Annotated in this window: 27 protein-coding genes; 14 read left to right on the top strand and 13 right to left on the bottom strand. The window is 33.5% G+C overall.

Translation table 11 applies throughout. The features are described 5' to 3' along the window. Nucleotides 1–388: 388 nt before the first annotated feature. Nucleotides 389–3007 (bottom strand): calcium-translocating P-type ATPase, PMCA-type, encoded by a 2619-nt coding sequence (locus BS101_RS12705; protein ID WP_073539157.1) that lies wholly within the window; start codon nt 3005–3007, stop codon nt 389–391. A 421-nt stretch (nt 3008–3428) separates the two neighbouring features. Between BS101_RS12705 and BS101_RS12700 the strand changes: the two genes are divergently transcribed. Continuing rightward, the gene (locus BS101_RS12700; protein WP_073539156.1) at nt 3429–3971 is read left to right on the top strand and encodes a flavodoxin domain-containing protein; all 543 of its coding nucleotides are present in this window, start codon (nt 3429–3431) and stop codon (nt 3969–3971) included. Between the two features lie 48 nt (nt 3972–4019). On the opposite strand, the gene BS101_RS12695 is transcribed toward BS101_RS12700, so the two are convergent. Genes BS101_RS12695 through BS101_RS12685 form a run of 3 tightly spaced genes read right to left on the bottom strand, consistent with a single transcriptional unit; the run spans nt 4020 to nt 7607 of the window. Next, nucleotides 4020–6263 carry an ABC transporter permease gene (locus BS101_RS12695; protein ID WP_073539155.1) on the bottom strand — a complete coding sequence of 748 codons (2244 nt, stop codon included), beginning with the start codon at nt 6261–6263 and terminating at the stop codon, nt 4020–4022. Then, nucleotides 6263–6961 carry an ABC transporter ATP-binding protein gene (locus tag BS101_RS12690; protein ID WP_073539154.1) on the bottom strand — a complete coding sequence of 233 codons (699 nt, stop codon included), beginning with the start codon at nt 6959–6961 and terminating at the stop codon, nt 6263–6265. Before BS101_RS12690 ends, BS101_RS12695 begins: the two co-directional genes overlap by 1 nt. A 1-nt stretch (nt 6962) precedes the next feature. Continuing rightward, entirely contained in the window at nt 6963–7607 is a 645-nt protein-coding gene (locus tag BS101_RS12685; protein WP_073539153.1) for a TetR/AcrR family transcriptional regulator, read from the bottom strand. A 194-nt stretch (nt 7608–7801) separates the two neighbouring features. Here BS101_RS12685 and BS101_RS12680 point away from each other — a divergent pair, with 194 nt between their 5' ends. Then, nucleotides 7802–8137, top strand: coding sequence for a PadR family transcriptional regulator (locus BS101_RS12680; protein WP_012102631.1), 336 nt, complete (start codon nt 7802–7804; stop codon nt 8135–8137). A 3-nt stretch (nt 8138–8140) separates the two neighbouring features. Then, on the top strand, nt 8141–9025 hold the full coding sequence (locus tag BS101_RS12675) for a permease prefix domain 1-containing protein (RefSeq protein WP_073539152.1): 885 nt from the start codon (nt 8141–8143) through the stop codon (nt 9023–9025). A 92-nt stretch (nt 9026–9117) separates the two neighbouring features. Here BS101_RS12675 and BS101_RS12670 read toward each other — a convergent pair whose 3' ends face one another. The 5 genes from BS101_RS12670 to BS101_RS12650 all read right to left on the bottom strand — a co-directional run bounded on the left by BS101_RS12670 (nt 9118) and on the right by BS101_RS12650 (nt 13200). Next, nucleotides 9118–9720: an AAA family ATPase gene (locus tag BS101_RS12670; protein ID WP_073539151.1), complete on the bottom strand. Its 603-nt coding sequence runs from the start codon at nt 9718–9720 to the stop codon at nt 9118–9120. Nucleotides 9721–9730: 10 nt separating this feature from the next. Continuing rightward, nucleotides 9731–10456, bottom strand: coding sequence for an amino acid ABC transporter ATP-binding protein (locus tag BS101_RS12665; protein ID WP_073541321.1), 726 nt, complete (start codon nt 10454–10456; stop codon nt 9731–9733). Between the two features lie 5 nt (nt 10457–10461). Beyond that, the gene (locus BS101_RS12660; protein WP_073539150.1) at nt 10462–11109 is read right to left on the bottom strand and encodes an amino acid ABC transporter permease; all 648 of its coding nucleotides are present in this window, start codon (nt 11107–11109) and stop codon (nt 10462–10464) included. A 187-nt stretch (nt 11110–11296) separates the two neighbouring features. After that, on the bottom strand, nt 11297–12142 hold the full coding sequence (locus tag BS101_RS12655; RefSeq protein WP_073539149.1) for a substrate-binding periplasmic protein: 846 nt from the start codon (nt 12140–12142) through the stop codon (nt 11297–11299). 170 nt (nt 12143–12312) lie between these two features. After that, on the bottom strand, nt 12313–13200 hold the full coding sequence (locus BS101_RS12650; protein WP_073539148.1) for a LysR family transcriptional regulator: 888 nt from the start codon (nt 13198–13200) through the stop codon (nt 12313–12315). Nucleotides 13201–13393: 193 nt separating this feature from the next. On the opposite strand from BS101_RS12650, the gene prdC reads away from it, so the two are divergent. The 7 genes from prdC to BS101_RS12615 are packed head-to-tail and all read left to right on the top strand — an operon-like array spanning nt 13394 to nt 19591. Beyond that, nucleotides 13394–14689: a proline reductase-associated electron transfer protein PrdC gene (gene prdC / locus BS101_RS12645; RefSeq protein WP_073539147.1), complete on the top strand. Its 1296-nt coding sequence runs from the start codon at nt 13394–13396 to the stop codon at nt 14687–14689. 37 nt (nt 14690–14726) lie between these two features. After that, nucleotides 14727–16451, top strand: a complete 1725-nt coding sequence (gene prdA / locus BS101_RS12640) for a D-proline reductase (dithiol) proprotein PrdA (RefSeq protein ID WP_073539146.1) — start codon at nt 14727–14729, stop codon at nt 16449–16451. Further along, on the top strand, nt 16448–16633 hold the full coding sequence (locus BS101_RS12635) for a CBO2463/CBO2479 domain-containing protein (RefSeq protein WP_073539145.1): 186 nt from the start codon (nt 16448–16450) through the stop codon (nt 16631–16633). The genes prdA and BS101_RS12635 overlap by 4 nt, the downstream gene beginning before the upstream one ends. Before the next feature lie 39 nt (nt 16634–16672). Then, a complete protein-coding gene (gene prdB, locus BS101_RS12630) occupies nt 16673–17398 on the top strand; it encodes a D-proline reductase (dithiol) protein PrdB (protein ID WP_073539144.1) in 726 nt (241 codons plus the stop codon). 33 nt (nt 17399–17431) lie between these two features. After that, the gene (locus tag BS101_RS12625; protein WP_073539143.1) at nt 17432–18490 is read left to right on the top strand and encodes a proline racemase family protein; all 1059 of its coding nucleotides are present in this window, start codon (nt 17432–17434) and stop codon (nt 18488–18490) included. Nucleotides 18491–18525: 35 nt separating this feature from the next. After that, nucleotides 18526–19398 carry a DMT family transporter gene (locus tag BS101_RS12620; RefSeq protein WP_083585824.1) on the top strand — a complete coding sequence of 291 codons (873 nt, stop codon included), beginning with the start codon at nt 18526–18528 and terminating at the stop codon, nt 19396–19398. After that, entirely contained in the window at nt 19364–19591 is a 228-nt protein-coding gene (locus BS101_RS12615) for a hypothetical protein (RefSeq protein WP_156876045.1), read from the top strand. The genes BS101_RS12620 and BS101_RS12615 overlap by 35 nt, the downstream gene beginning before the upstream one ends. A 453-nt stretch (nt 19592–20044) precedes the next feature. Here the strand turns inward: BS101_RS12615 and BS101_RS12610 are convergent, their stop codons facing one another. Then, on the bottom strand, nt 20045–20893 hold the full coding sequence (locus BS101_RS12610; protein ID WP_242951254.1) for an alpha/beta hydrolase: 849 nt from the start codon (nt 20891–20893) through the stop codon (nt 20045–20047). Between the two features lie 120 nt (nt 20894–21013). After that, nucleotides 21014–21220 carry a hypothetical protein gene (locus BS101_RS12605; protein ID WP_073539141.1) on the bottom strand — a complete coding sequence of 69 codons (207 nt, stop codon included), beginning with the start codon at nt 21218–21220 and terminating at the stop codon, nt 21014–21016. Nucleotides 21221–21499: 279 nt separating this feature from the next. On the opposite strand from BS101_RS12605, the gene BS101_RS12600 reads away from it, so the two are divergent. The 4 genes from BS101_RS12600 (at nt 21500) to BS101_RS12585 (ending at nt 23388) form a co-directional block, all read left to right on the top strand. Then, nucleotides 21500–21694, top strand: coding sequence for an alpha/beta-type small acid-soluble spore protein (locus tag BS101_RS12600; RefSeq protein ID WP_073539140.1), 195 nt, complete (start codon nt 21500–21502; stop codon nt 21692–21694). A 352-nt stretch (nt 21695–22046) separates the two neighbouring features. Then, nucleotides 22047–22343: a hypothetical protein gene (locus tag BS101_RS12595; protein WP_073539139.1), complete on the top strand. Its 297-nt coding sequence runs from the start codon at nt 22047–22049 to the stop codon at nt 22341–22343. Nucleotides 22344–22348: 5 nt separating this feature from the next. After that, nucleotides 22349–22555, top strand: coding sequence for a helix-turn-helix transcriptional regulator (locus tag BS101_RS12590; RefSeq protein ID WP_073539138.1), 207 nt, complete (start codon nt 22349–22351; stop codon nt 22553–22555). Between the two features lie 635 nt (nt 22556–23190). Then, nucleotides 23191–23388: an alpha/beta-type small acid-soluble spore protein gene (locus tag BS101_RS12585; RefSeq protein ID WP_073539137.1), complete on the top strand. Its 198-nt coding sequence runs from the start codon at nt 23191–23193 to the stop codon at nt 23386–23388. 97 nt (nt 23389–23485) lie between these two features. Here BS101_RS12585 and BS101_RS12580 read toward each other — a convergent pair whose 3' ends face one another. Next, nucleotides 23486–23887, bottom strand: a complete 402-nt coding sequence (locus BS101_RS12580; protein ID WP_073539136.1) for a hypothetical protein — start codon at nt 23885–23887, stop codon at nt 23486–23488. Between the two features lie 307 nt (nt 23888–24194). Beyond that, complete coding sequence (locus BS101_RS12575; RefSeq protein ID WP_073539135.1) at nt 24195–25232, bottom strand: polysaccharide deacetylase family protein; 1038 nt, start codon at nt 25230–25232, stop codon at nt 24195–24197. Between the last annotated feature and the right edge of the window lie 87 nt (nt 25233–25319).

Here is a 25319-nt window from a genome sequence, read left to right as displayed (position 1 = left end):
TGGCAATATATTTCCATGGTTAACCAAGTAATGATGCTTTACCAGAATATAGTTTCCAGTTGCCATTTATGAAACCCTTATTTCATAATAACTTGAATAGTTTTTCCAATTTCCAAAGTTGTGTACAATGTATAGTCTTCTTCAAAGTGGGGGATAAGCACTGCTACACCCCTGGATAAGTTCTTCTAAGGTTCAGCTGGAGAAAGGTATTCCTTACAAGCAAACTCCACCTGAGCCTAAGAATCACTTGATAATCCATTCCATAAAGACTCGTACTCTTGTGGCAGAAAATATAAGAGACTTAAGTTTAATAGATTAAAATTGAAAAGTGATATCTGATGTATAAAATACCCACTAAATAGTAGTGGGTATTTTGTATCAAACGTTTTTAATGGGTCTTTGCAGACTTCACAAATATAAATTTGTAAGCTTGTACTGATATAAAAGGTATAGAAGACATCAGGTATATAATACCAAGTTGATTTAGGGTAAGTTCTTCAATTTCAAATATATTTCTCAATAAAGGTGTAAATAGCACTGAATTTAAAAGTACCAGTCCTAATCCAAAGGCAATCCATACGTATTTATTGGAAAATATACCAATTCTAAAAATTGACTCATTAGATCGGCAGTTGAATCCATGGAATAGTCTTGATAGGCATAATGTGGAAAATGCCATGGTACTTGCAAGTATTTTATCTCCCGTATTTAATCCTATATAGAAGGAAGTTATGGTACATGCGGCAATAATTAGGCCTTCAGTCAATATTTCCTTTCCAAAAGTTTTTGTCAGAATAGGGGTATTTATATTTCTGGGCTTTTCTTTCATAACGTTATTTTTATAAGGTTCCAGCCCCAGGGCAATTGCAGGAAGACTATCTGTAATAAGGTTTATGAATAACAAGTGAACTGCAGTAAACGGCATTGGCAAAGCTGCTAGAGAAGTATATAGTACTGCCAGTATTCCTGCTGTATTTCCAGATAGTAAAAATTTAATGGAGTTTTTTATATTGTTATATATATTCCTTCCGTTTGAAACTGATTTTACTATGGTGGCAAAATTATCATCTGTTAAAACCATAGAAGCTGCATCCTTGGATACTTCCGTGCCTGTTATACCCATTGCTATTCCGATATTCGCCTGTTTAAGGGCAGGAGCGTCATTTATACCGTCTCCTGTCATGGCAACTATATTTCCCCTATCCTGCCATGCTCTTACTATTTTGATTTTGTGTTCTGGAGATACTCTGGCGTAAACAGATATTTTTTCCACTCTTTTTTTAAGTTCCCCTTCACTTAAATGATCCAGTTCATATCCTTCCACAGCTTCACTTTCATCTTTTAAAATGCCGATTTCTCTGGCAATGGCAGAAGCTGTTATTTTATGATCTCCAGTTATCATCACTGGCTTGATTCCTGCTCTTATACAGTCTGAAATAGCTTCAGCAGATTCTTCTCTAGGTGGATCCATCATGGCTATCAATGCCACAAAAATCAGATCATCTTCTTCTTTAAAAGTTATTTTGGTTTTATCAGTATCTATTTCTTTATAGGCTGTGGCCAGCACTCTCAAACCGGTTCTGGAGAAATCTTTATTTGCATTTTCTATTTTCAATTTATCTTCCATTGTTATATTCTTTATTTTACTTGAAGTTTGTATTTTTGAAACTCTGTTTATCAGTACGTCTAAAGCTCCTTTTGTTACCATTAAAATTTTGTCATCTACTTTATGAACTGTACTCATTAATTTTCTTTCTGAATCAAAAGGAATCTCGTCTATTCTAGGGTATTTTTCCCTGGATGACAATTCATCTATATTATAGGCTTTACCTAAATTCACCAGTGCAACTTCGGTAGGATCCCCTATTTCGTCTTTTCTAGATGAGGATGCATCGTTGCACAATATGCTCATCAGTACAACTTTTTTCTCTATATCATTGTTCATATCTAAATCTTTGGAATTCAATGTTTTATAGTCCACATATAGTTTTTTTACAGTCATTTTATTTTGTGTCAGGGTTCCTGTTTTATCTGAACATATTACGGAAACACTTCCCAGTCCCTCTACAGCCTTGAGTTTTTTTATAATGGCGTTTTCTTTGGCCATTTTTTGAGTACCCAGGGCAAGAACTATGGTGACAATGGAGCTTAAAGCTTCAGGAATGGCTGCTACTGCCAGCGCTACTGAAAACATTATGGAGTCTATGATTGAGTATCCTCTAAATACATCTAAAATGAAGATTAAAGCACATATGATAAGTATGATGGTTGAAAGCTTTTTGCTGAAATTGTCCAAATTTACCTGAAGGGGTGTTTTTTTCTCTTCAGTATTTTTCAAAAGAGAAGCTACATTTCCAAGTTCCGTATTCATACCTATACTGGTTACAACCATAACCGCCCTTCCATAGGTTACAAGGCTGCCGGAAAAAAGCATATTTTTTCTATCTCCAATAGGTACATTTTCCTCTTCTATTGTATTTGTTGTTTTTGACACATTTTCCGATTCTCCTGTAAGTGAACTTTCATTTACCTGGATACTGTAATTTTCTATTATTCTGCCATCTGCACTTACATAGTCTCCTGCTTCTAGATACAATATGTCTCCTACTACAACTTCACTAGAAGGTATTTCTACCTGTGTTCCATTTCTCAGCACTTTTGCTCTAGGGGAAGAGAGAGATTTCAAACTATCCAGTGATTTTTCAGCTTTAATCTGCTGTATGGTACCTAAAATTGAATTAAGAATTATAACTGCAAATATGACTAGAGCACTTTCAACATTGCTTAAAAATATTGAAACAGTGGCAGCTACTATTAGTATGATTATCAGTAAATCCTTAAACTGTTCCAAAAAAACTTGAAATATACTTTTTTTATTTTTTTCATATAGTTTGTTGTATCCATATTCCTGGTGCCTTTTTTCTACCTCTGAATCCTTTAATCCATTGGGAGAAACTTTTAAAATATCCAAAACTTCTGAGATAGATTGTTGATAAAAATTTTTCAATGAAATCACCTGCCCTATAAAATAAATAAAGACCTTCAATATAATTCTGGATAAAATCCAAAATTATATTAAAAGTCTTATAACCAATAAATTGGTATATAATGCCAGATTGGAGAATCAATCGTAATGTTGACATTATATTTTCAATTACTCCCTTTTAATATACTGTTTTATATATTTGACATAACATTATAATATAGTATTTTTAACCATATGTCAATATTTTTATGTATTATATTTAGAAGAACTTATCCAAGCGTGTAGCAGTGCTTATCCCCCACTTTGATAGAAGATAGTGGGGGTTAGCAATGGTAGCGATCGGATAAATTATTGTAAATGTATATATATGATGATATTATTATTTTAGAAATGGGCTGAAGTTGTAAATAGTTATGTATCAGATTATGATGAGGTATGAATAATGAAAACTGTGGTAATATACAAGTCAAAAACAGGTTTTACAAAGAAGTATGCAGAATGGATTGCAGAAGAGTTATCGGCTGATATTTTTGATATATCAAAAGTTACTATAAATATGCTGACTGCATATGATATCATAATTTATGGAGGGAGTTTGTATGCAGTAGGTATAAATGGGGTAGGGTTAATAACCAAAAATATTGATAAACTTAAAGATAAGAAGATAGTTGTTTTTGCAACAGGGGCATCACCACCAAGAGATAGTGTAATAAGTGAAGTTAAAGGTAAAAATTTTACTTTAGATCAACAAAAATATATTAAGTTCTTTTATTTAAGGGGAGGATTTAATTATAGTAAATTGAACACTTTTGATAAATTTCTTATGACATTACTGAAATGGAAGATAAAGAATAAAAAGAAAGAAGAATTAACAACTGATGAAATAGGTATGCTTGCCGTGTATGACAAACCGGTGGATTTTACAAGAAAGAAGAATATAGATGAAATAATAACTTATGTTAATTCAGTTATGGAAAAATTATGAAAAGCTGCTTCAAAAATTTTTTGAAGCAGCTTTTCATGAATATATTTTTTATTCATTTTCCGATTTTAAAGAGTCAGTCATTGAAATTCTGTTGATTTTCTTCCTGTTTAGAGCTTTGGATAATTCATAGGTCAGATATATTATGATAAACCCTAAAATGATGTATATATAGTTTATAGTTACAGGAAATGAAATGCTCATGTCTTTGGCTGCAGAATTAAATAGTGAGTTCAAAAATACAAGAATCAGTGGTATTCCCAGAATATAACCTGCTAAAACCATAAGTGAAGAACTATTTAATATGAGGGAGTAAATCTCTTTTTTTCTATAGCCCAATATTTTAAGCAGTGCTATATTTTTTCTGTTCTCTTCTATGATTAAAGAAGTTACTACATATATAACTATGAGCCCTATTATGAAGGATATAACTGATATGGAGCCTATGGTTAATTTAAGGGGCTGTATCATTGCATTAAAAGATTTTTTTATATCCTCCACTGAAGCAGTAGTAAGTAGCTTGCCTTCTGGAATTTTCAGTTTATCTGAACTCCAAAGGCCCATATAGCTGTTAGGCAGATAACCAAACATATGGTCAAATTTTTCTATTGGCATATATACATATTGCCCCAAATAAGTTTCTGCAATATCATCTATTTTTATATTGTATTCTTTTGAATCGAGCTTGTTTATAACATTTATGGTATCATTTGGACCTAATCCAAGTTTGTCTGCAAGGGGTCTTGTAATAATAACTTTATCCGTATCCAACTTATTTCCTGCACTATCTTTCAATGAAACGTATTTTGAATTGGGGCTTATTCCGTATAGAGTTATATTCATCTTGTTGTTATATTTCAAATTTAGGGGTATTTCGCAAAAGGCTTCACCTGTTGCAGGTTCTTCACTTTGGATAGAATTAAAAATGTAGGCGTAATTATATTTAAATGATTCATTAAAAGCATCCTTCATAAGATAGTCCATAGAACTTTTGGCGGCAAATCCAAAGAGCAGAAACATTGTTGCAAATATAACACCTAATAAAAGAAATATACTTCGGGGTATGTTCCTAAGCTGTTCCCTGATCTTGAACTTGGTGGAAAATTTTAATCTGTCAAGTTTTAATTTTCTTTCCATAAAACCTACCTTATTTTTTCCGTAGTTGTTTCTTATCAGCTGTATGGGAGAATGTTTAAGTGTGGATCTTATTACAAAATAGCTGCAAGTTCCCAGAAAAATTACAGGTAGAAGGATACTTGATACTATATATTTTGCAGTAAAGTTCATGGAGTCCATAGGCATATTAAAATACTGAAGCATTAAATTGACCATGGGTTTTGAGAAGATGGCTCCAAGTACGGTTCCAATTAATCCACCTGTAAATGCAATGGGTAGGGGATACATAAGGTAGTGTTTTGTGATTTTCCCCTTGTCATATCCAAGAGAATAAAGGGTTCCTATAATTGCAGATTCCTTTTTTAACATCCTCCACATGACAGTTCCTGTGAGTATACAAGTTAGGAGTAATAAGGCAATTGGCATGGAGGAACTTATTTGATCTATGCTGTTGAGCTTTGCACTTACGTAGGTTACTCTTGGATTTTCACTGGTATTTGTCCACTGAAGTACAATTATATTTTGACTTTTTAAATAGTTTTTAAACTGCAGTATTTTAGAATCCACATTTCCTTCACTGTCATTAAATTTTATACTATAGAAACTGTTTCCACCTTTAAAATTACTAAAATCCTTTTTGTTTATTACCCCTATTCCAAAACTATTTGGATCATTTATTAAATCCGTTTCCGATTTCAGAGGGTATATATAGTTTGGCAGTGACATAAAGCCTGATATCTTAAAGGATTTCCCATAGATCTTTATATGGTCATTGATATTGAGAGCATTTGCCTTTGCATAAGCAGGATCAATCAGAATATCATTTCCATTTAAGTTTTTTCCCTCAATGATTGCGGGAATGTTTATTTTTGTATTTTGACTGAATATCCTAAGAATGTTGTTATTTGATATTGTATAATCAACTGTTACAGTTTCTTCTATGTCCATGTTGAATTTTGCCTTAAGAGAATCTAGATTGTTTAATCTTTTATCCAGAATAAAATTTGCATCTTCCTGGTTGTAGTTTTTTTCAAAAGAAGAGGATATACTTGATATATTGCTGGAAAGCAAGTTGAACATAGTAAATAGAACACAGCTTAAAATGATAAGCAGCAGAGTACCCATATATTGTGACTTATTTTCCATAATGGTTCTTTTAATTTTTTTATTTATGACCATTACCATTCAATCCTTTCTGCAGGAATTATATTTTTATTTATTTTGTTTTCTAAAATTTTTCCACTTCTCACTTTATAGATTCTATGGGCCATGGAACTTATAGCTTCATTGTGGGTTATCATGAGTATAGTTGTACCAAAATTTCTGTTGATTTTCTGCAGCAGTTTCAATATTTCCCTTGAAGTTAAAAAGTCCAGTGCCCCTGTAGGCTCGTCACATAAAAGAAGGGATGGATTTTTAACTATAGCTCTTGCAATTGCAGTTCTCTGCTGTTCACCTCCGCTGAGTTCATTCGGGAATCTGTATTTTTTATCAAGCATATCTACATCCTTTAATATCTCATCTGTGGACAATGGATGTTTGCTTATATTTGAAACAACTTCAATATTTTCACCTACAGTGAGGTGGGGTATAAGATTATAAAACTGAAATATAAATCCTATTTTCTTTCTTCTATATTCAGTAAGTTTTTTATCTGAAAGTTTGGTGACTTCTGTGTTATCTACTATAACTGATCCATGATCACAAAAATCCAGCCCGCCTATTATGTTGAGCAGGGTGGATTTACCGGAGCCTGAAGGACCAAGAATTGCACCAATTTCCCCATTGTCAAGGGACAAATTTACATTGTCTAAGACAGGAGTAACTATATTACCTGTTTTATAGCTTTTCTTTAGATTATTAACCTGCATGAACATTTTATTTTCCTCCCATTCCATTCTTTAAAAGCTCAATCATGGACTTAATTTCTTTCTCATTTATTTCAAAATCTTCATCTACAATATCTCTTCCATTTTCCCTTGAGTTTCTCATCATGTGTTCTTTAAATCCCATGGATACTGCTGTAATGAATATGGAAAGCATGTTGTCATCTATGTCTTCTCTTATAGAACCATTTTTTTTACCATTTTGGATTAATTTTAGTGTATATTCATTTAAAATATCCATCATATAGGACATGGATTCATCAGTCAAATTTTTATATTTTCCAAGGAATACATCCTGGACAAATATTATAAGTTTTCTTTCCTCTCTCATCTGAACCCACAGGGATTTAGAATTTTTATGGAATAAATCAAAAATATTTATATCTTTAGTATCAGAGATAAAATGGTTACCATATTTTTTACCGATAAAATCTGTAGACCATTTTACTGAAAAGAAAAATAATTCTTTTTTATTGTTGAAATACTGGTATATACTACCTTTTGATACATTGGCGTTTTTAGCTATATTACCTACATTTGCTTTTTCAAAACCTTGCTCTGAAAATTCATTTACAGCAGAACGCATTATGCTTTCTTTCTTTTTTTCTTCCAAATTTAAAAATGTTTTTTTGGGCATTACACTATACCTCCATATAATGTGACTAAAAAGTCATATGACTTTTTAGTCACATTATAATACTTAATTCTATATAAGTCAAACTGTAATAAATTTTTAAAATATATAATCTCCATCAAAGTATATTGACAATCATAGTAATTTGATATATATTGTAATTGGGCAATCAAAGAAATACAATGGGAGGTGATAAGATGGACTTAAAAACACCATCGGATCTGCTGCGGGGACATACAGATACTATTGTTTTATCCATTTTGATTAAAGGAGACAGTTATGGGTATAAAATTCATAAAGCAATTATGGAAAAGGCTGAGAATCAGTTTGAATTAAAAGAAGCAACTTTGTATTCAAGTTATAGAAGGCTGGAGCAGGGTGGGTATATTACTGCTTATTGGGGAGATGAATCCCAGGGAGGGCGCCGTAAATACTACAGAATTACTGGAAAGGGAAAGGAACTGTACAGACAAAATAAAGAAGATTGGGAATTTTCACAGAGAATACTCAATAAATTATTGGAGGGGGAATGATAAATGGATATGAAAGTACAGGTTTATATAGATAGGTTATTTCAAGATTATGAAGATACTCCAGAACTTAAGGATTTTAAGGAAGAAATTGCAATCAATTTGCAGGAGCGTATTAAAGAATTTAAAAGCAAGGGTGATTCTCCTGATCAGGCCTTTGATAAGGCATCGGCTGAATTAGGTGATATTACTGAGATTGCAGATCAGATCAGCCGCCAGAAGAGAAAGGAGGTAATTGACAAGATGTATGTACATTCAAAAATACCAATTGATAAAAAACATGCTGCAGGGTATGTAATTGCAGGTGCTATTGCACTATTTGCAATAATTTCTGCATTTACCGCTTATTTTAGTACAGGTGATATATCTACGGGAGTATCTGTTTTATCGGTATTTATTTCAATCTCCACAGCTATGTTTGTATTTTTGGGTCTTACCCAGGAAACGGACAGTGATTTTCCTATGAAGTGGAAGCGTGCTCTGGTATATGGAATTTCATCAGCTGCAATTGCCTTTGGAGTTTGTATTTCAGCTACGTTGTATTTTATGAAAGGAGTGGTGCTTGAATCTGTATCCGGAAGTCTTATACCTTTTGTAATCCCGGGACTTTGTGTGCTGGTGTTTCTACTGCTTACTGAAAAGGATAGACATAAACCCTGGGTACTGGAAAGAGAAAAAGTGTGGAGGGAAAATTATGCTAAAGTCTACAAAGATCCCAAAGTTATGGAACAAAGGGGGCTTTTGTCCGGGGCACTTTGGTTATTTGCAGCAGCGCTTTTTGTAGTGTTTGGCTTTGTAATTGGCTTTAAATACTCTTGGGTAGTATTTTTGTTTGCAGTTGCTGGGGAGGTGCTTATAGAATTCTGGATGAGTTCAAGAAGTAAAACTTGATGGCATATTAACTTATTAGGGGCAAATTAAAAGGACTAAGTTCTGTTCAATACAGGGTTCAGTCCTCTAAAATTTTCTGATTAAATTCTATATTAGGATGTTTCAAATCGTTTTTTTATTATTTCAACCAAAATTTCTGCTGTGCCATGAACTCCAAGTAAACTGCTGTCAATCATGATATGTTTATGCTTGATATCTTCCAGTGAATATCCAGCATAATTTCTGTAATAGTTATCCCGTGCCTTATCAACTTCTGCAATCATTTTACGTGCTTCTTCCGATTCCATTTTTAATATTTTTACACAGTTTTCAAAACGTGCTTCTTTTGGAGCATATATGAATATATTCATGCAGTTTTTATGATCTCTTAGAATAAAGTCTGCACATCTACCTACAATAATACAGCTTTCTTTATCAGCCAGATTAAGTATGATTTGTCTTTCAGCATCGAATATTTTATCTTGATTGTTCTTTGAAGAATCTCCTAAAGGAAAAAGCATATTAAAAAAATTTGATTTAAAGCTTGTTTCTTCATGTCTGCTTATAGTGGATACGGGAAGATTTAGTTTCCTTGATGTTGCTTCTACAATATCTCTATCATAATACTCAATTCCGAGTGTGGAAGATATTTCTCTTGCTATTGGTCTTCCTAGACTTCCAAATTGTCTGTTAATTGTTATATAATATTTATCCATATGGTCATTATCACCCCACTATTCTTGCAAGAAAAGTTTTTGTACGTTGATTTTTTGGATTTGTAAAGATTTCCTCTGGCTTATCTTCTTCCACAATATATCCATCGTCCATGAAAATCACTCTGTCGCAGACTTCTCTGGCAAACTCCATTTCGTGAGTTACCACTATCATGGTCATGCCCTCATTAGCTAACTGACGCATAACTTTAAGAACATCTCCCACAAGTTCTGGATCAAGTGCAGAAGTGGGTTCATCAAAAAGTAAAACTTTTGGTTCCATTGCCAGTGCACGAGCTATAGCTACACGTTGTTGTTGACCGCCAGATAGAGTGGAAGGCATGGCATTTGATTTATCTGCCAGTCCTACTTTGGTAAGCAATTCAATTGCTTTCTTTTCACATTCATGTTTTGATTTTTTCTTTGTTAAAATAGGAGCAAGCATAATATTTTTCAGTACATTTTTCATAGGGAACAAATTAAATTTTTGAAATACCATTCCAACTTCTTCACGGTATTTTCGAAGATCACTGCCCTTTTCACATATATTTTTACCATCATAATAAATGTCTCCACCAGATTGAATTTCAAGTTGGTTAATGCATCGAAGCAATGTGCTCTTTCCCGAGCCGGAAGGGCCAATAATGCATATAACTTCACCTTCTGAAACCTCCAGATTAATATCTTTAAGTACTTCCAGATCGCCAAAATTTTTAGATAAATTGCTCACTTTTATCAAACTATTCATATTTTAACCCTTCTTTCAATTTGCTTCTGAACAATAATAAGTATGGAAATTATTATCAAATAGAATAGTGCACCTGCTGTATAGGCCTGTATTGTATTAAAAGTTACTGCAGCATAATTTTGAATCTGTTTTGTTACTTCATTTACCACTATTACAGAAAGTATTGCTGTGTCTTTAACTGTAATGATAAATTGATTGAATAAAGCAGGCAGCATGGAGTAGAAAGCAGGTGGAACAATTATATGTCGTAGAGTCTGAAAAGGTGTAAGACCAAGTGACAGTCCTGCTTCTTTTTGACCAGGATCAATTCCCTCCAGAGAGCCTCTCACTATTTCAGCAATAAATGCGCCTGCATTTAGAGATATTACTATAATTCCTGCCATATTGCTTTTAATGTCGTGTCCGATAATTTTGGGTATAACAAAGTATACATACAGAGCTTGAACAATCAGAGGTGTACCACGAATAATCCATAAATACACATTTGCAATAGCTTTTGCAACTTTATTTTTGCACTGAAGTGCAAAACCAGTGATACATCCTAGCAAAAATCCAAAAATAATTCCAAATATTGAAATATACAGTGTTATTTTAAATCCCTCTAAAAGCATAGGCATCAACACTTTTAGAAAACTCAAATCCATAATATCATCCTTCCTTAAGCATTAAGTAAAAAGCTGCTTTAATAGTTAGTTATAATTACATGAGAACGTAAGAGTCAAAAAATATTAAGGGTTTCTTCTGAACAATTTAAATTTATTAATGGTTAATATTTAAAATAATTAATTTAATTGTCAGAAGAATATGAATCTACATTTTGTATGCTTTATGTTATTTGCACCATTTCTGCTCAAGCTTAGTCAGGGTTCCATCTTCTTTTAATTTTTTAACTGCTGAATTTAAAATACTCATCAACTTGGGATTCTTTTTAGAAGCATTAAAGGAAACTGCAATTGCGTATGGTGACTGATCCTGTGCAAACTGTTCTCCAACCATTTTAAGTTTTGAATCTTTTTTATTTGCTATGTAGTATGCTGTGCCGGGAGCATCATAAACCAGACAGTCCACTTTACCGATTTCTAGTGCTTCATGAGCTGTTGTAATGGAATCATATATTTGAAGACTGCTTGAAGGTACACCGATACTGGTTACATACAAGTTGCCCGCAGTTCCTTTTTCTACGGCAACGGTATATTTACCACTCTTTATGCTGTCAATTCCCGTTATTTCTTTTGGACTAGTTTCTTTATTGACAATTACTGTCATTCCAGCATTATAGTATGTTTCAGTAAAGTTCATTACTTTTTTTCTGGTATCTGTTGCACAAAGAGCCGCCATAGCAATATCTAGTTTTCCTTCTGCAACAGAGGTAGTAAGCGGGCTGTAATCCATAGCTTGTATAGTACCATCAATTTTAAAACCCAGCAGTTTTTGAAGCTCCTTGAGAAAATCCATGTCAAATCCTATTAAAGTTTTTCCGTCTGTATCATAATAACTAAAAGGAGCATAGGTACCTGAAGTTCCAATTTTAAATGAATAATCCTTTAAAGCTCCTTGAAGTTCACCGGTATAGGTGTCTGCGGAAGATGTAGTATTTTTTGAATCATTGCTATTACCACACCCCGCTAATGTTCCTATCAAAATTATTGTCAACAATGCTGTTAGTAATTTTTTCATATATATTCCCCCTTTTTGTAAATCTTTTATACACAGTATCATTTGTTTAATAATTTGTCAATAATTTATTACTTCAACTATTATTTTATCAATAACTATATAAAGATATTGTGCTAATGTTAATTTGTTGGTGCAGCGGTGTCATAATCATTGTAATTAAACAGATTGATTTAGAATAACCGGCTAAATTCACTCTGCACAATTCTTTTGGCATATTTAATAAATTTTTTAGATGCCGGGGAAATGTGTTCTAGTGATTTTATTCCAATTCCCAAACTTCTAGAGGAATATGGTTTAAGTGGCAGGGTAATAACCTGATTTGACCACCCCTGAATAATTAGATTTGGAAGTATACTTATACCAAGATGATTAGCCACCATAGAGATAATGGCATGGTCATCTGTTGATGAAAAACGGATGTTTGGGGTTACCCCTGCTTTTGTTAATGCAAGATGTATATCATAATCAATGCCAAGTGCAGAGATGATAAAGGGTTGATTATGGAGATTAGAAATTGTATAGGATCCATCTTCAGGAATTGGAAAATCTTTTGGTAATATAGCCATAAGAGGATCATCCTGGAGGGGTATCCAGTCAAATTTCTGGGAGTTCCTCTGGCTGCAGAACCCAAAATCCACTGTATTGTTTTCAATCCAGAATTCTATTTCGTCGATACCGCCTTCTTTCATATGTATGTCAATATATGGGAATTTTTTTTGAAATTCATATATGATTTTAGGAAGCCAATTTATAGATATGCTTGAATATGTGCCTATGGTTATAGAACCAATGTTTACACCCTTTAAAGCATTTATTGTCTGTTCCAGCCGGGAATTTTCTGATAAAAGCTGTCTTATAAGGGGAATAATTCGTCTGCCATTATCTGTAAGTAATACTCCACGTCTTGTCCTAATAAACAAGGGAAAGCCTATTTCCCCCTCCAAGCCCTTTATTATATGGCTTACTCCAGATTGGGTATAACCAAGCTTATTACCACTTGTGGTAAAATTTCCACTTTCAGCCACGTCTGCAAGTAATTCATATTTTTTTAAATCCATTTAACATTTTCTCCTTTCATTAATGAATTAGATATGAAAAAAAATGATGTCTGGTATTTTAAATTGTAATTTTACTATTTACACATTATGCATTATTATAGTGTAAATAGATTAAAAACACAAATAACCAGGAGTTATTTTAACAATTTAATAATTTGTATTAAAAAATTCAAAGGGAGAAAGGGGAAACAAAATGGAAAGTTACAGATTTTTGATGAATCAGCATGTGGGAATGCCATCAGTACCCCTGGTCGAAATGGGGGACAGAATAAATCGTGGACAAATTATAGCCGGAAAAACTTCGGGAGCCGTGGGAAGCAATATTCACTCCAGCATAAATGGCAGAGTTCTATGGATAACGGACAAATACATCGAAATTGAAAAGGAATGTGATGCCAATACTTATGAATATGTAAAACTGAAAGGGAAGACTCCACTAGAGCTTGTAGAAGAGGCGGGTATTGTGGGCTTAGGCGGGGCGGGATTTCCAACTTATATAAAGCTTCAAAGGCCATTTAAGCAGGGAGGAACAGTTATAATAAATGCAGCGGAATGTGAGCCAATTCTTACCCACAATATTCTCATGATAGAGAAAAAGGCTGAAGAAGTAATTCGGGGCATACACATTGTTATGGAAATGGTTAATGCAGGATATGGAATAATTGCTATGAAGAGAAAACATAAAAAGGCTATAGAAGTATTGAAAAAATGTATATCAGATAATAAGATTCAAATTTATCTGCTTCCAGATATGTATCCTATGGGAGAAGAAAGAGCAGTTATAAGGCAGGTTGAGAATGTAACCTTGAATGTTGAGCAGCTTCCTGCTGCAGCAAATGCTATTGTGATTAATGCAGAAACCATTTATAGGATTTATGAAGCGGTAGATAAAAAAAAGCCTCTTATAGACAAAGATATCACAGTGGCAGGTAAACTCCGAGATAATTTAATTCAAGTATTTGAGGATGTTCCAATTGGTACAAGAGTTGGTTCACTGATAGAGAAAGCCGGGGGATGTTATCCAGAATATGGTGAAATTATAATGGGGGGACCATTTACGGGAAAGAGAATATCTGTGGATTTTCCGGTGATTAAAACAACAGGAGGAATTATTGTAACAGAAACTTTTTTGAAAGGACCTGATAAAATTGGGCTTTTAGTATGTGCCTGTGGAGCAGATGAAAAAAGATTAAAACAGATAGCAAAAGATATGACATCGAAAGTTGTAGGAGTTGAGTATTGTAAACAAGCACAAAAAACAAAAAAGGGTTATAAATGTGAAAATCCAGGAATATGTCCGGGACAGGTGGAGAAGGTTATGGCTTTGAAAAAGACAGGGGCTAAAGCAATATTAATTAGCAATTGCAGTGATTGTACAAATACAGTGATGTCTTGTGCTCCAAAGCTTAAGCTTCCAGTATATCATTGTACTGATGGTGCACTTAGGGCAGTAAATCATAAATTGATACGAAAATTGAATATTTCGTGATTAATACTTTTTATTAATAAGGCAGGGGGAAATAAATATGTCAATTACAAAGGAAATAGTGGAAAAGCATTTAAAAGATCCGGCAATTTTTTGCTGTCAGAGAAAAAAAGGGCTGGTAATAGGTGAACATGACTTGGAAGATCCAACATTATTTGAGGATATGATAGAGGCGGGACTTATGACATTAAGTGACCATGGACTTACCATTGAAGAAGTACTGGGGAAAACGCTTATAAAAGATGCTGATGCTTTAACCTCAATTACTAGAGATATGTTGGATGACATCAATGAAATATCAGAAACAGAGTATAAAACACCTGTTGGCACAGAGGAACTTCAGATACATGAAATTAAAAATGGGATGATTCATATTGAAATTGAAAAATTGAAAGGCCTAAAGCTGGATATACCTGCTAATCTCATAACAAACCAAGTTTCAGTGGAGGAAGCATCACCTAAAGTACCAATAGAAGATAAAGTTATAAGAACTTTAGTGAAAAAGTATTATAAAGTGAAAGAAGTAAAAATTGGCTCAAAAACATCTTTTGTAGGTGGAGTATTAACTATAGATGAAGATATTATAAATAAGGCTATGGAGGCAGATCCCCTAGTAAAGAAGTTAAAAATGGATGTCATTACGCCAGATAATAGACATGTCTTTACAGAAACCATTATGGATGTATGTCCAGTTTCTACAAAAGTGGAAGGGAAACTGGGTGAGGGTATTTCTCATGTATTAGATGGTGTTGTATTTATGCTTACAGGTGTTGATGAAGAAGGTGTTCAGATTCATGAGTTTGGTTCTTCCGAGGGTTATCTGGATGAAAAGATGAAATTTGGAAGACCGGGATGTGCGGATGAGGAAGATATTATTATTCGTGTACATGTGGTCGTTCAAAGTGGTACTGGAATGGAAAGAAGAGGTCCTTTTGCAGCACATTCTGCAGAAGATGTAATTATTCAGGAAGTTAGAAATATAATTAAGGACACTCAAGAGACTGTAGAAAAGGAGAAAGTATGTAAAGACATAAAAAAATATGGAAGACCAAGGATTGTTTTAATCAAAGAAATTATGGGGCAGGGGGCTATGCATGATAATGTACTTTGTCCTATGGAACCTGCTGGTATACAGGGAGGCCAGAAGAATGTAGATCTCGGTAATCTTCCAATTATGATGACAGCAAACCAGGTGCGGGATGGTGCAATTCATGCTTTAACTTGTATTGGACCTGCAACCAAGGAAATGACAAGACATTATTTCCGTGAACCCTTAGTGGAGGGGCTGGCAGAAGATGATGAGTTAAATCTGGTCGGTGTTGTATTTGTGGGAAGTCCCCAGGTCAATGATGAAAAGAACTATGTTTCAGAAAGGCTTGGAACACTCATAGAAACTTTGGAAGTGGAAGGTGCCATTATTACCACTGAAGGTTTTGGGAATAACCACATTGATTTTACATCCCATATTGAACAGATTGGTATGAGAGGAATTCCAGTGGTGGGAGTATCTTTTTGCGCTTATCAGGGGCAGCTTGTGGTTGGAAACAAATATATGGATGCCATGGTTGAAATTAATAAGGATGAAGATGGATTTGAAAATGAAATTGCAGGGTGCAGTTCCATTACAAAGGAGGATGCAGACAGAGCCATACTTATGTTAAAGACAAAGATGGCAGGTATTCCTATAGAAACGGCGGAGCGAAAGTGGAACAAGGATGTTATTGGAAAAAATCAGGAGATTGTGGATGAGGTATTGGGGAGATGATTGAGTTAAGTCCGATATTGACTAAAGGAAAAATTGTGGAGATAAATGACACTGCAGTAAAAGTGAATGTTCAAGGAAGACTTGGTGTAATTTCTGTGCCGCTTAGATGGGTATTTACAGATAAGAAGCTTGAAATTGGACAGATGGTACAATTTTACTTCAGCTATATGCAAACTATTTAAATTAAATAAAAGAATTTATGAGTTGAGGAGGAAAATAAAATGAAACTTACAACGGCAGTAGGATTAAAATCGGAAATATTTGTTCCAGTCACTCCAAAAGCAGTTTGGACACCGCCTACAAAACCCTTAAATAAATGTAAAGTGGCATTTATAACCGCAGGAGGAATTCATAAAAAGGATCAAAAACCTTTTAATACCGCAGGGGATTACACCTATCGTCCAATTCCATGTGATACTCCAACTTCACAGCTTATGGTTACACATGGAGGATTTGATAATTCTGATATCAATAAAGATGTAAATGCAATGTTTCCGCTTGACAGATTGCGTGAACTGGTTCAGGAAGGATTTATAGGAAGTCTGGCAGATGAAATGTATGGTTTTATGGGAGGGGGAGGAAATGTGGATAAGTTTAAAAATGAAACAGGTCCCGAGATTGCCTCCAATCTTAAAGCACAGGAGGTAGACATTGTGCTCTGTACTGGAGGGTGTGGTACTTGTCACCGTTCAGCTACCATTGTAACAAGGGCTTGTGAGGAAGCAGGCATGTCCTGTATTGTAATTGCAGCACTGCCCCCTATTGCACAGCAGCAGGGTGCCCCACGTATTGCGGCGGCCCATGTACCAATAGGCTCAAATGCAGGTGAGCCAAATAATGTGGAAATGCAGATGGGAATTCTTAAAGATTCGCTTCAATGTATAGAGGAATTTGATCATTTTGGCCAATTGAGGCTGTTACCTTATGAATATAGACATAATGTGTAGTTTAATGCTCATAAAAGGAAGTGAGTGGCAGTAATGGAGTATTTACCAAAATTACAAAATGCCGAGAAAACATTCCTTGCGGTGGACTCCCATACTATGGGAGAGCCTACAAGGATTATATTGCAGGGCTTTCCCAAATTACAGGGTAAAACTATGATGGAACGTAAAAAATTTCTTGAAAAAAATTATGACCACTACAGAACAGCACTTATATTGGAACCCAGGGGTCACAGGGATATGTTTGGAGCTGTAGTCACAGAACCTATAAGCGGGGAAGCCGATTTGGGTGTAATATTTATGGACAGCGGCGGATATTTGAACATGTGCGGTCATGGCAGCATTGGAACAGCTACTGTAGCTGTGGAAACAGGTTTAGTCCAAATTGTAGAACCTTATACAAATGTAGTATTGGAAACCCCTTCGGGTATAATTAGGGCTAAGGTAAAAGTTGAAAGTGGAAGGGCAGTAGAGGTGAGTATTTTAAATGTTCCTGCTTTTCTATATAGAGAGGATTTGGAGATAAGTCTGGATATTTATGGAAAGATACAATTTGATATTGCCTTTGGAGGCAGTTTTTTTGTACTTGTTGATACGGAAAGAATGGGAATTAAAATTGAACAGAATAATTTACCGTTATTAACGGAGTTGGGTATGAAACTTAGAAAAAAAATAAATGAGTCAATAGAGATTACACATCCATATCTGGATATAACTACAGTAGATTTAGTTGAATTTTACGGAATGTCCCATAATCCAGAAGCGAATTTAAAAAATGTTGTTATATTTGGAGATGCACAGGTAGATCGCTCACCCTGTGGTACTGGAACCAGTGCAAAACTGGCCCATCTTTATGAAAAAGGTAAAATAGGTCTTGGGGAAGAATTCGTTTATGAAGGTATTACCGGTTCTATATTTAAAGGGATGGCAACGAAAGAGATTGAAATTTGCGGAAGAAAGGCCATTATTCCGCAGATTACAGGAAGTGCCTACATCACAGGTTTAAATAAACTTATCCTAAATAATTATGATCCTCATGAATATGGATTTCTTATTGAAAAAGAGTATGATAAAATGAAAACAAGCTTTATTTAAATTAGAAGAAATGTTTGATAAGGGGAGAAGAAATTTTGGAAAAACAATTGACTAGAATTAACCCTAAAGCACTTTTGTTGATGGGAGTATTTGGAGTATCTTTTTCGTCCATATTTATAAAATACTCAAATGCTCCCAGTCTGGTTATAGCTACATATCGTTTGGGGTGGACAGTTCTCATCCTGTTTCCTTTAATAGGAATGAAATTTCGTGGGGAAGTTCTAAAATTAAAAAAAGATGATGTTCTGTGGAATATAGTAAGTGGATTTTTCCTGGCAGTCCATTTTTCACTTTGGTTTGAATCCCTGAAATTTACATCAGTTGCCAGTTCCACAGTGCTTGTGAGTACGGAAGTTATTTTTTCTGCCCTTGGATTTGTGCTTGTATTTAAAGGCAAAATAAATAGATATGGAATACTTGCAATTATAATTACTTTTTTAGGAAGTATAGTAATTGCCGCAAATGATTATGGCGGTGGAAAGAATGTACTGTATGGAGATGCTCTGGCACTGCTTGCAGCTGTTATGGTTGCAGTATACACATTAATTGGTAGAAAACAAAGGGATCATCTTAGCACCACGGTATACACATTTGTAACCTATAGTGCATGTTTTATTACACTTATTATATTTGATTTTATAAGTCATACGCCAATCTATGGGTATGGAATCAATGAAATCATTCTTGGACTTTTACTTGGCATTTCTTGTACATTATTAGGCCATAGTGTATTTAGCTGGTGTCTTAAGTATTTAAGTCCCTCTTATGTATCTTCAGCTAAATTGTTAGAACCGGTATTTGCTTCTATACTGGCAGTATTGATTTATGGGGAAATCCCACAGGTTTCACAAATTATAGGGAGTATAATTGTCATTGGCGGAGTGTATATGTATTCTAGGTATGAATAAGAAATTAAAAGTCTTATCTTCTGTAATTTACGGGTTAGTATTGACTTCTGGATTATCATTAACTAGTGTACAAGCCGCACCGATAAGTACAAAACTTGATGGCGGAGCTTCAACAAATGCAGTAATACCAGGGCAAACATATTCGTATTATACTACTATTAGTGGTGATGCAAAGAGTGAATTTTTGACTTGATAAATACAACTCCGAATTTTAACTTTATTTATCCAGAGTTACAAGTAGGTGGGGATGTAAAACTTTTGCACCAGCACGTGAAGCTAGAGAATAATTAATAGAATTTATTTAAAATCAAAATATTTTAAAATAGGGATAGTTTATTAGTGGTCTTAACAGGCCACTATATTTTTTTGCTTATAGCTTATTTGCACATATTGCAAAATTATATATTATATATTTATAAGGTTAATACCCTTATTTGATTTTTTACAACCAATATAATTTAATAAAAGCTCTGGTATTTGCCGGAGCTTTTATTGGTTAAAACATATCGAAACAATATTAAGGAGATAACATAGTATTTTTATGAACATTAGTTATTATACCCAACTTTAAACATTTTATATTCATTTCATAAGTGTTTATACAAAGATTAGAACTATTTAAATGAATCTATATTTTTCATGTTTATTAAAGTTCTTTTTGAAGATATGAGGAAATTTCATTCAGAGCTTTATCTGATTCACTTGTAATTTGATTCATTAATAAGAATCCATGGGTTACACCTTTGTATCGAGTAACAACCACCTTAACACCAGCTTCTTTTAATTTTTTAGCATAGGCTTCTCCTTCATCTCTTACAGGATCAAATTCTGCTGTTATTATAAGTGTATCAGGAAGTCCTTTAAAATTTTTTGCTAAGAGTGGAGATGCATAAGGATTAATTCTATCTTCTTTTTTTGGCACATACAAAGAGATATACTTTTGCATATCTGTCATCGAAAGATTAAAATCGTTAGCAAAATAAGACCAGGATCTACTGTTTAATTCAAATATGTTTGTAGAAGGGTATACTAATACCTGGCAAGCTATATGGGAACCATCTTTATCGCGTTCTATTAAAGAAGTTGCTGCAGAAAGATTTGCTCCTGAACTGTCTCCTACAAGAGCTATATGTGCCGAATTTCCATTTATACTTTCTGCATTTTTATAAGTCCATTGGAGTACAGCATATACATCATTAAGTCCAGCTGGAAAAGGATTTTCTGGAGCAAGCCAGTAGTCTACAGATATCACAATTGCGTTCGTATTTTGTGAAAGTTTTCTGCAAATATTGTCATGAGTATTGAGGCTTCCTCCAATCCAGCTGCTACCATGAGAATAAATAATTATAGGAAGCTTACTAGCAATTTGAGGTGTGTATATACGCACTGGTATATGTATTGACGATGTAGGTATACTTAAGTTTTTTATATTAGAAAAGTATAGGCTCAGTATTCCATCTGGTAAAATCTTTATCAATGATATTTCGTATATCATTTATTGATTTATCCGAACAGCTACCATTGCTAATACTCCCATCTTCTTCAAAGTGGGAGATAAGCACTGCTACGCGCCTGGATAAGTTCTTCTAAGGTTCAGATGGAGATAAGCAGTTCTCTACAGCAAACTCCACCTGAACCTAAGAATCACTTGATCATTAATTGAATTGGGGTTAATATATTCCTTGATTTTTAACATTATGGCAATTCTTATATGAAGTTTGCCATAGTTTGTTGTAGTCCAGCTTTTAATGATTAGATAGCCTATTATAATAAAAATCAAGGCAGCAATGGTAAATATCCAGATACCTTTTTTTCTTTCCATTTAATTAAACCTCCAAGAATGCAATAAATTATACTATTAAAATATAAAGAATATTACATGTAGCTTATGTTAACGATATTTTATTATACTAAAATTTACAATTATGTTTTTAGCCAAAAGAAAGGATATGAATTTCTTAGAACATTAAGAATAATATGATGTTAGCTTATCTATATATTTATTTTTCAAAAATTCATTTAATTACCTAGAGTATTTTTTATAGAAATGCACAAACTTTAAATGTAGCATCAAAGATTACTATTTAGAGAGGTGTTTATTATGACACGTAACAATAAGTTAGTAGTCCCAGAAGCCAGAGAAGCCTTGAATAGGTTTAAGATGGAGTCAGCCAAAGAGGTTGGAGTAAATTTAAAAGATGGCTACAATGGAGATTTAACTGCCAGAGAAGCTGGTTCAGTGGGTGGAAACATGGTTAAGAAAATGATTAAAGCCTATGAAGAAGACTTAAAATAATAAAGTAATGAAAAGCCTGTACCTTAAGGGGTGCAGGCTTTAATCATATATCCATCCTGCTTCAAGTTCATCTGCTACTTCAAATACCTTCTCATACAGCAAGTCAAAAAGCTCATCATTGAATGTATCCATACCCTTAAACATCAATTACGGTCCTTTTTTATTCCTTATACCCAATCCAAACAATTCGTTAAAATCATTGTAGAGAGTGTACTGAAATAATGGGCAGGGTGCATAAGGAAAGTACTTTTAAAAACTGACAGCTTTGAAAATGTAAAAAACTATTGACATTTTAAGACTCAGGCAGTATGCTTTTAATGTAAAATACTTTTGACATTACGGAGGCTTATTTATGAGAAAAATGGATGAGATGGAATTAAAGATAAATCAGAAAGGAATCAAATGGAGTTGGTTTTTTATGGTGTTGTCCCTTGTTATATGGGGTGGATATAACTATGTTAAAACCCAAGAAGTGTCGCTTCCTCTGACTCTAGTCACATTACAATTTTTGGTGTACTTTTTTGTTACAAGCATTGCTAAATTAAAGGTGGGTGATGACAGTGGCAGAAAACAAATATTGATTTATTTTGGCGTAATATTCTTGATAATTGTATTTGGCGTAATTTTGTATTTTACTGTTGGTTGTTGAGAATTATGAAAAATAGTATAAAAGAACTACGTAAAGAAAAAAACTATAGGCAAGAAGATTTAGCTACTGCATTAGGCGTCACAAGACAGACAATAAATGCAATCGAAAATAATAAATATGATCCAAGTCTATCGCTAGCCTTTAAACTGGCAAGTATACTTGGAACAACAGTAGATAAACTTTTTGAGCCTGATCCAACAATGCTAAAATAAATACTGTCCTGCGGCATATAAAAAGAGCCATAGTTGAGAAGATATATATTATGCCTAGATGAAATCCATATGTATAATCAGTGGCTTTTGAACACGAATCAAAGTCGCTGCTTTTCTTTGTAAAAAGTAATTGCAGGGGAAGATGAAGGAGATGTATTAAAGTTGATAAATAAAAAATTCCAGCTTTATTTGAGATTGTATTCTGATGAGAATGGCACTGTAGCTTTAGATATTGATAGATTATTAGCTTTAACAGCCCACTATATTTTTTTTAAAACCCGTTTACATATATTGTAAAATAGTATATTATATACTTATGAGGTCAACATTCCTGATTAATTCTTTACAACTTAATGTAAGTTTAATTTTTCCAAATTCACACTCCAAATAGTATGATTGAGTAATAATCATACTATTTTTTGACGTACGTATCTTGTATTATATGGGATGTTCCTATTAACGATAAATGACCATAAATAAGAAAAGTGTGGCCTGATAATTAATGATATTCATGTTACATTACAGAATAGTTTTTATATTCCACGTATTCATTCAATTACCTGGAGTATTTTTTATAGAAATGTACAAACTTTAAGTATAAGCAGTAAAAATTACTATGTAAAGGAGTGTTAACTATGACACGTAACAGTAATAATTTGGTAGTTCCACAAGCTAGAGAAGCTCTAAATAGATTTAAAATGGAATCAGCTAGAGAGGTAGGAGTAAATCTAAAAAACGGATATAATGGAGATCTCACTTCAAGAGAAGCTGGCTCTATAGGTGGAAACATGGTTAAAAAAATGGTTGAAGCTTATGAGCAGGGACTAAAATAAAGTGTGACAATAAAAACCTAGTGGAAAAATCCTACTAGGTTTTTAGTTTTGATGTTTAATAAATTACGCATTCAAGTAAAAAAAGGAATTGAAATAACTACTCAAAATCTTCATCTAAATATCGACCTCCGCCTTGAGGTGGCCTTCCCTGAGGTGGCCTTCCCTGAGGTGGTCTTCCCTGAGGTGGCCTCCCCTGAGGTGGTCTTCCTCCTTGAGGTGGTCTTCCTTGAGGTGGAGGTACATGAATTGGAGTAATACGTAGTATGTCGCGACGGTGAACACGAATAGGTCGGTTACCAGAATGTGTAAATGTGGTTAAAGATACTATGTCCGTACGCCGATTGTAACCATTTATATGCGCTGTGACTGTGCCACGCCCCCTAATATCAACAAGTGCAGTTTGACCAACATGTGATTGTATTACTTCGGGAGTAATACGTTGTCTAAAATAGTCATAGTAATCATCATAATAATCAAAAGGACAATAATAATTTTCCAATGTTTATTTTCTCCTTATATATTATTTCAATATTTATATTATGTTAGTATAATACTTTTGGGAATTGATTATTAATAAAGTTTGGTAATAAGAATTAATGAAATAATTACTAAAGAGTCCCAGGCCACTCCAAGAGCTCTTATAAATTAAAACCATTTAGTGAGATAATTAAAGTATTCTTATGGTATTAATCATTATATTCCACTTTAAACATTTTATATTTAACTTATAATGGCTTAGTCACTGACTTTAGACAAATTATGTCTGCTTGTGTCTATAGATGCTCTTTTCAAGGTATGAATAATTTTTAATTGATTGTTTTAAATTCATATCCTTGAGTTCTTAAATATTCTATAATTTGAGGCAATGCTTTAGCCGTTTCTTCTTTGCCATAAGTATCATGCATTAATATAACTACTTTTTCTTTTGTTCCCACACTTTCCTTTACACACTCCAAAAGCTCTTCTGAATTCTTCCATCTACCTTCTGCGTCAAAGTCATAGGCGTTCCAATCTATACTATACATATTTTTTTCTTTTAATCTTTCATTAAATTCATTTAAATTAGGATCATTGTAATATACCCTTGACATATATCCTCCGGGAAGTCTCAATATCCTTGTATTGAAACCTTGTCCAACAATATTTCTTATATCGGTATCAGTTTGTTCAACTTCTCCCATAAGATAATCTACATCAAGCTTATTTCCAGGATATAATTTTCTCATGTTGTGAGAATAAGTATGATTTCCAATAGCATGTCCATCTTCAAATATTTGCTTTACTAATTCTTTGCTTCTTTCATTTGTTTGTATATTTTGTCCTATTAAAAAGAATGTAGCTTTTACATCATAATTTTTTAGTGTATCTAATATCTGCGGTGTTACAGAAGTAGATGGACCATCATCAAAAGTGAGAAATGCAATTTTTTCACCATCACTTTCAAAATTGTTGTCCAGTATATCTTTTACTTTTTGTGCATCATAAGCATATTGTTTTCCATCACTTGATACATTCCCATCAGCATCATTTTCTACATTATTAGATAAATTAATCTTGTTAGTACTATTGTCTTTATTTTTAGTTGTATTTTCTTTAATATTAGTTTCTTTATTGTCATTTGATTGACTATTATTTTCACCAGCCTTTTTAAAAGATCCATTCTTATAAGTTTTATTTGTACTCAATTGGTCGGTAGATATTACTTTACCACTTTTTATCTTATGAATATGAAAATAATTATAACTTTTATATGATATAATAAAAATTGCAATCGCCCCCAACAAAAACAGACATCTATTTCTTAAAATTTTAATACGTTTATTTCTTCTATTTTTTTTCGTCATTCTTTTTATCTCCCATCCATATGAAACCATAATGTGTATAAAATCCCTTATATAATTTATATTACAACATATTTCTTAATTTTAGCT

Origin of the sequence: Clostridium kluyveri (assembly GCF_001902295.1) — a bacterium.
In the GTDB taxonomy this organism is placed as follows: domain Bacteria; phylum Bacillota; class Clostridia; order Clostridiales; family Clostridiaceae; genus Clostridium_B; species Clostridium_B kluyveri_B.
Note: the sequence above shows the minus strand (reverse complement) of the source record. Positions and strands in the feature narration are given on the sequence as shown.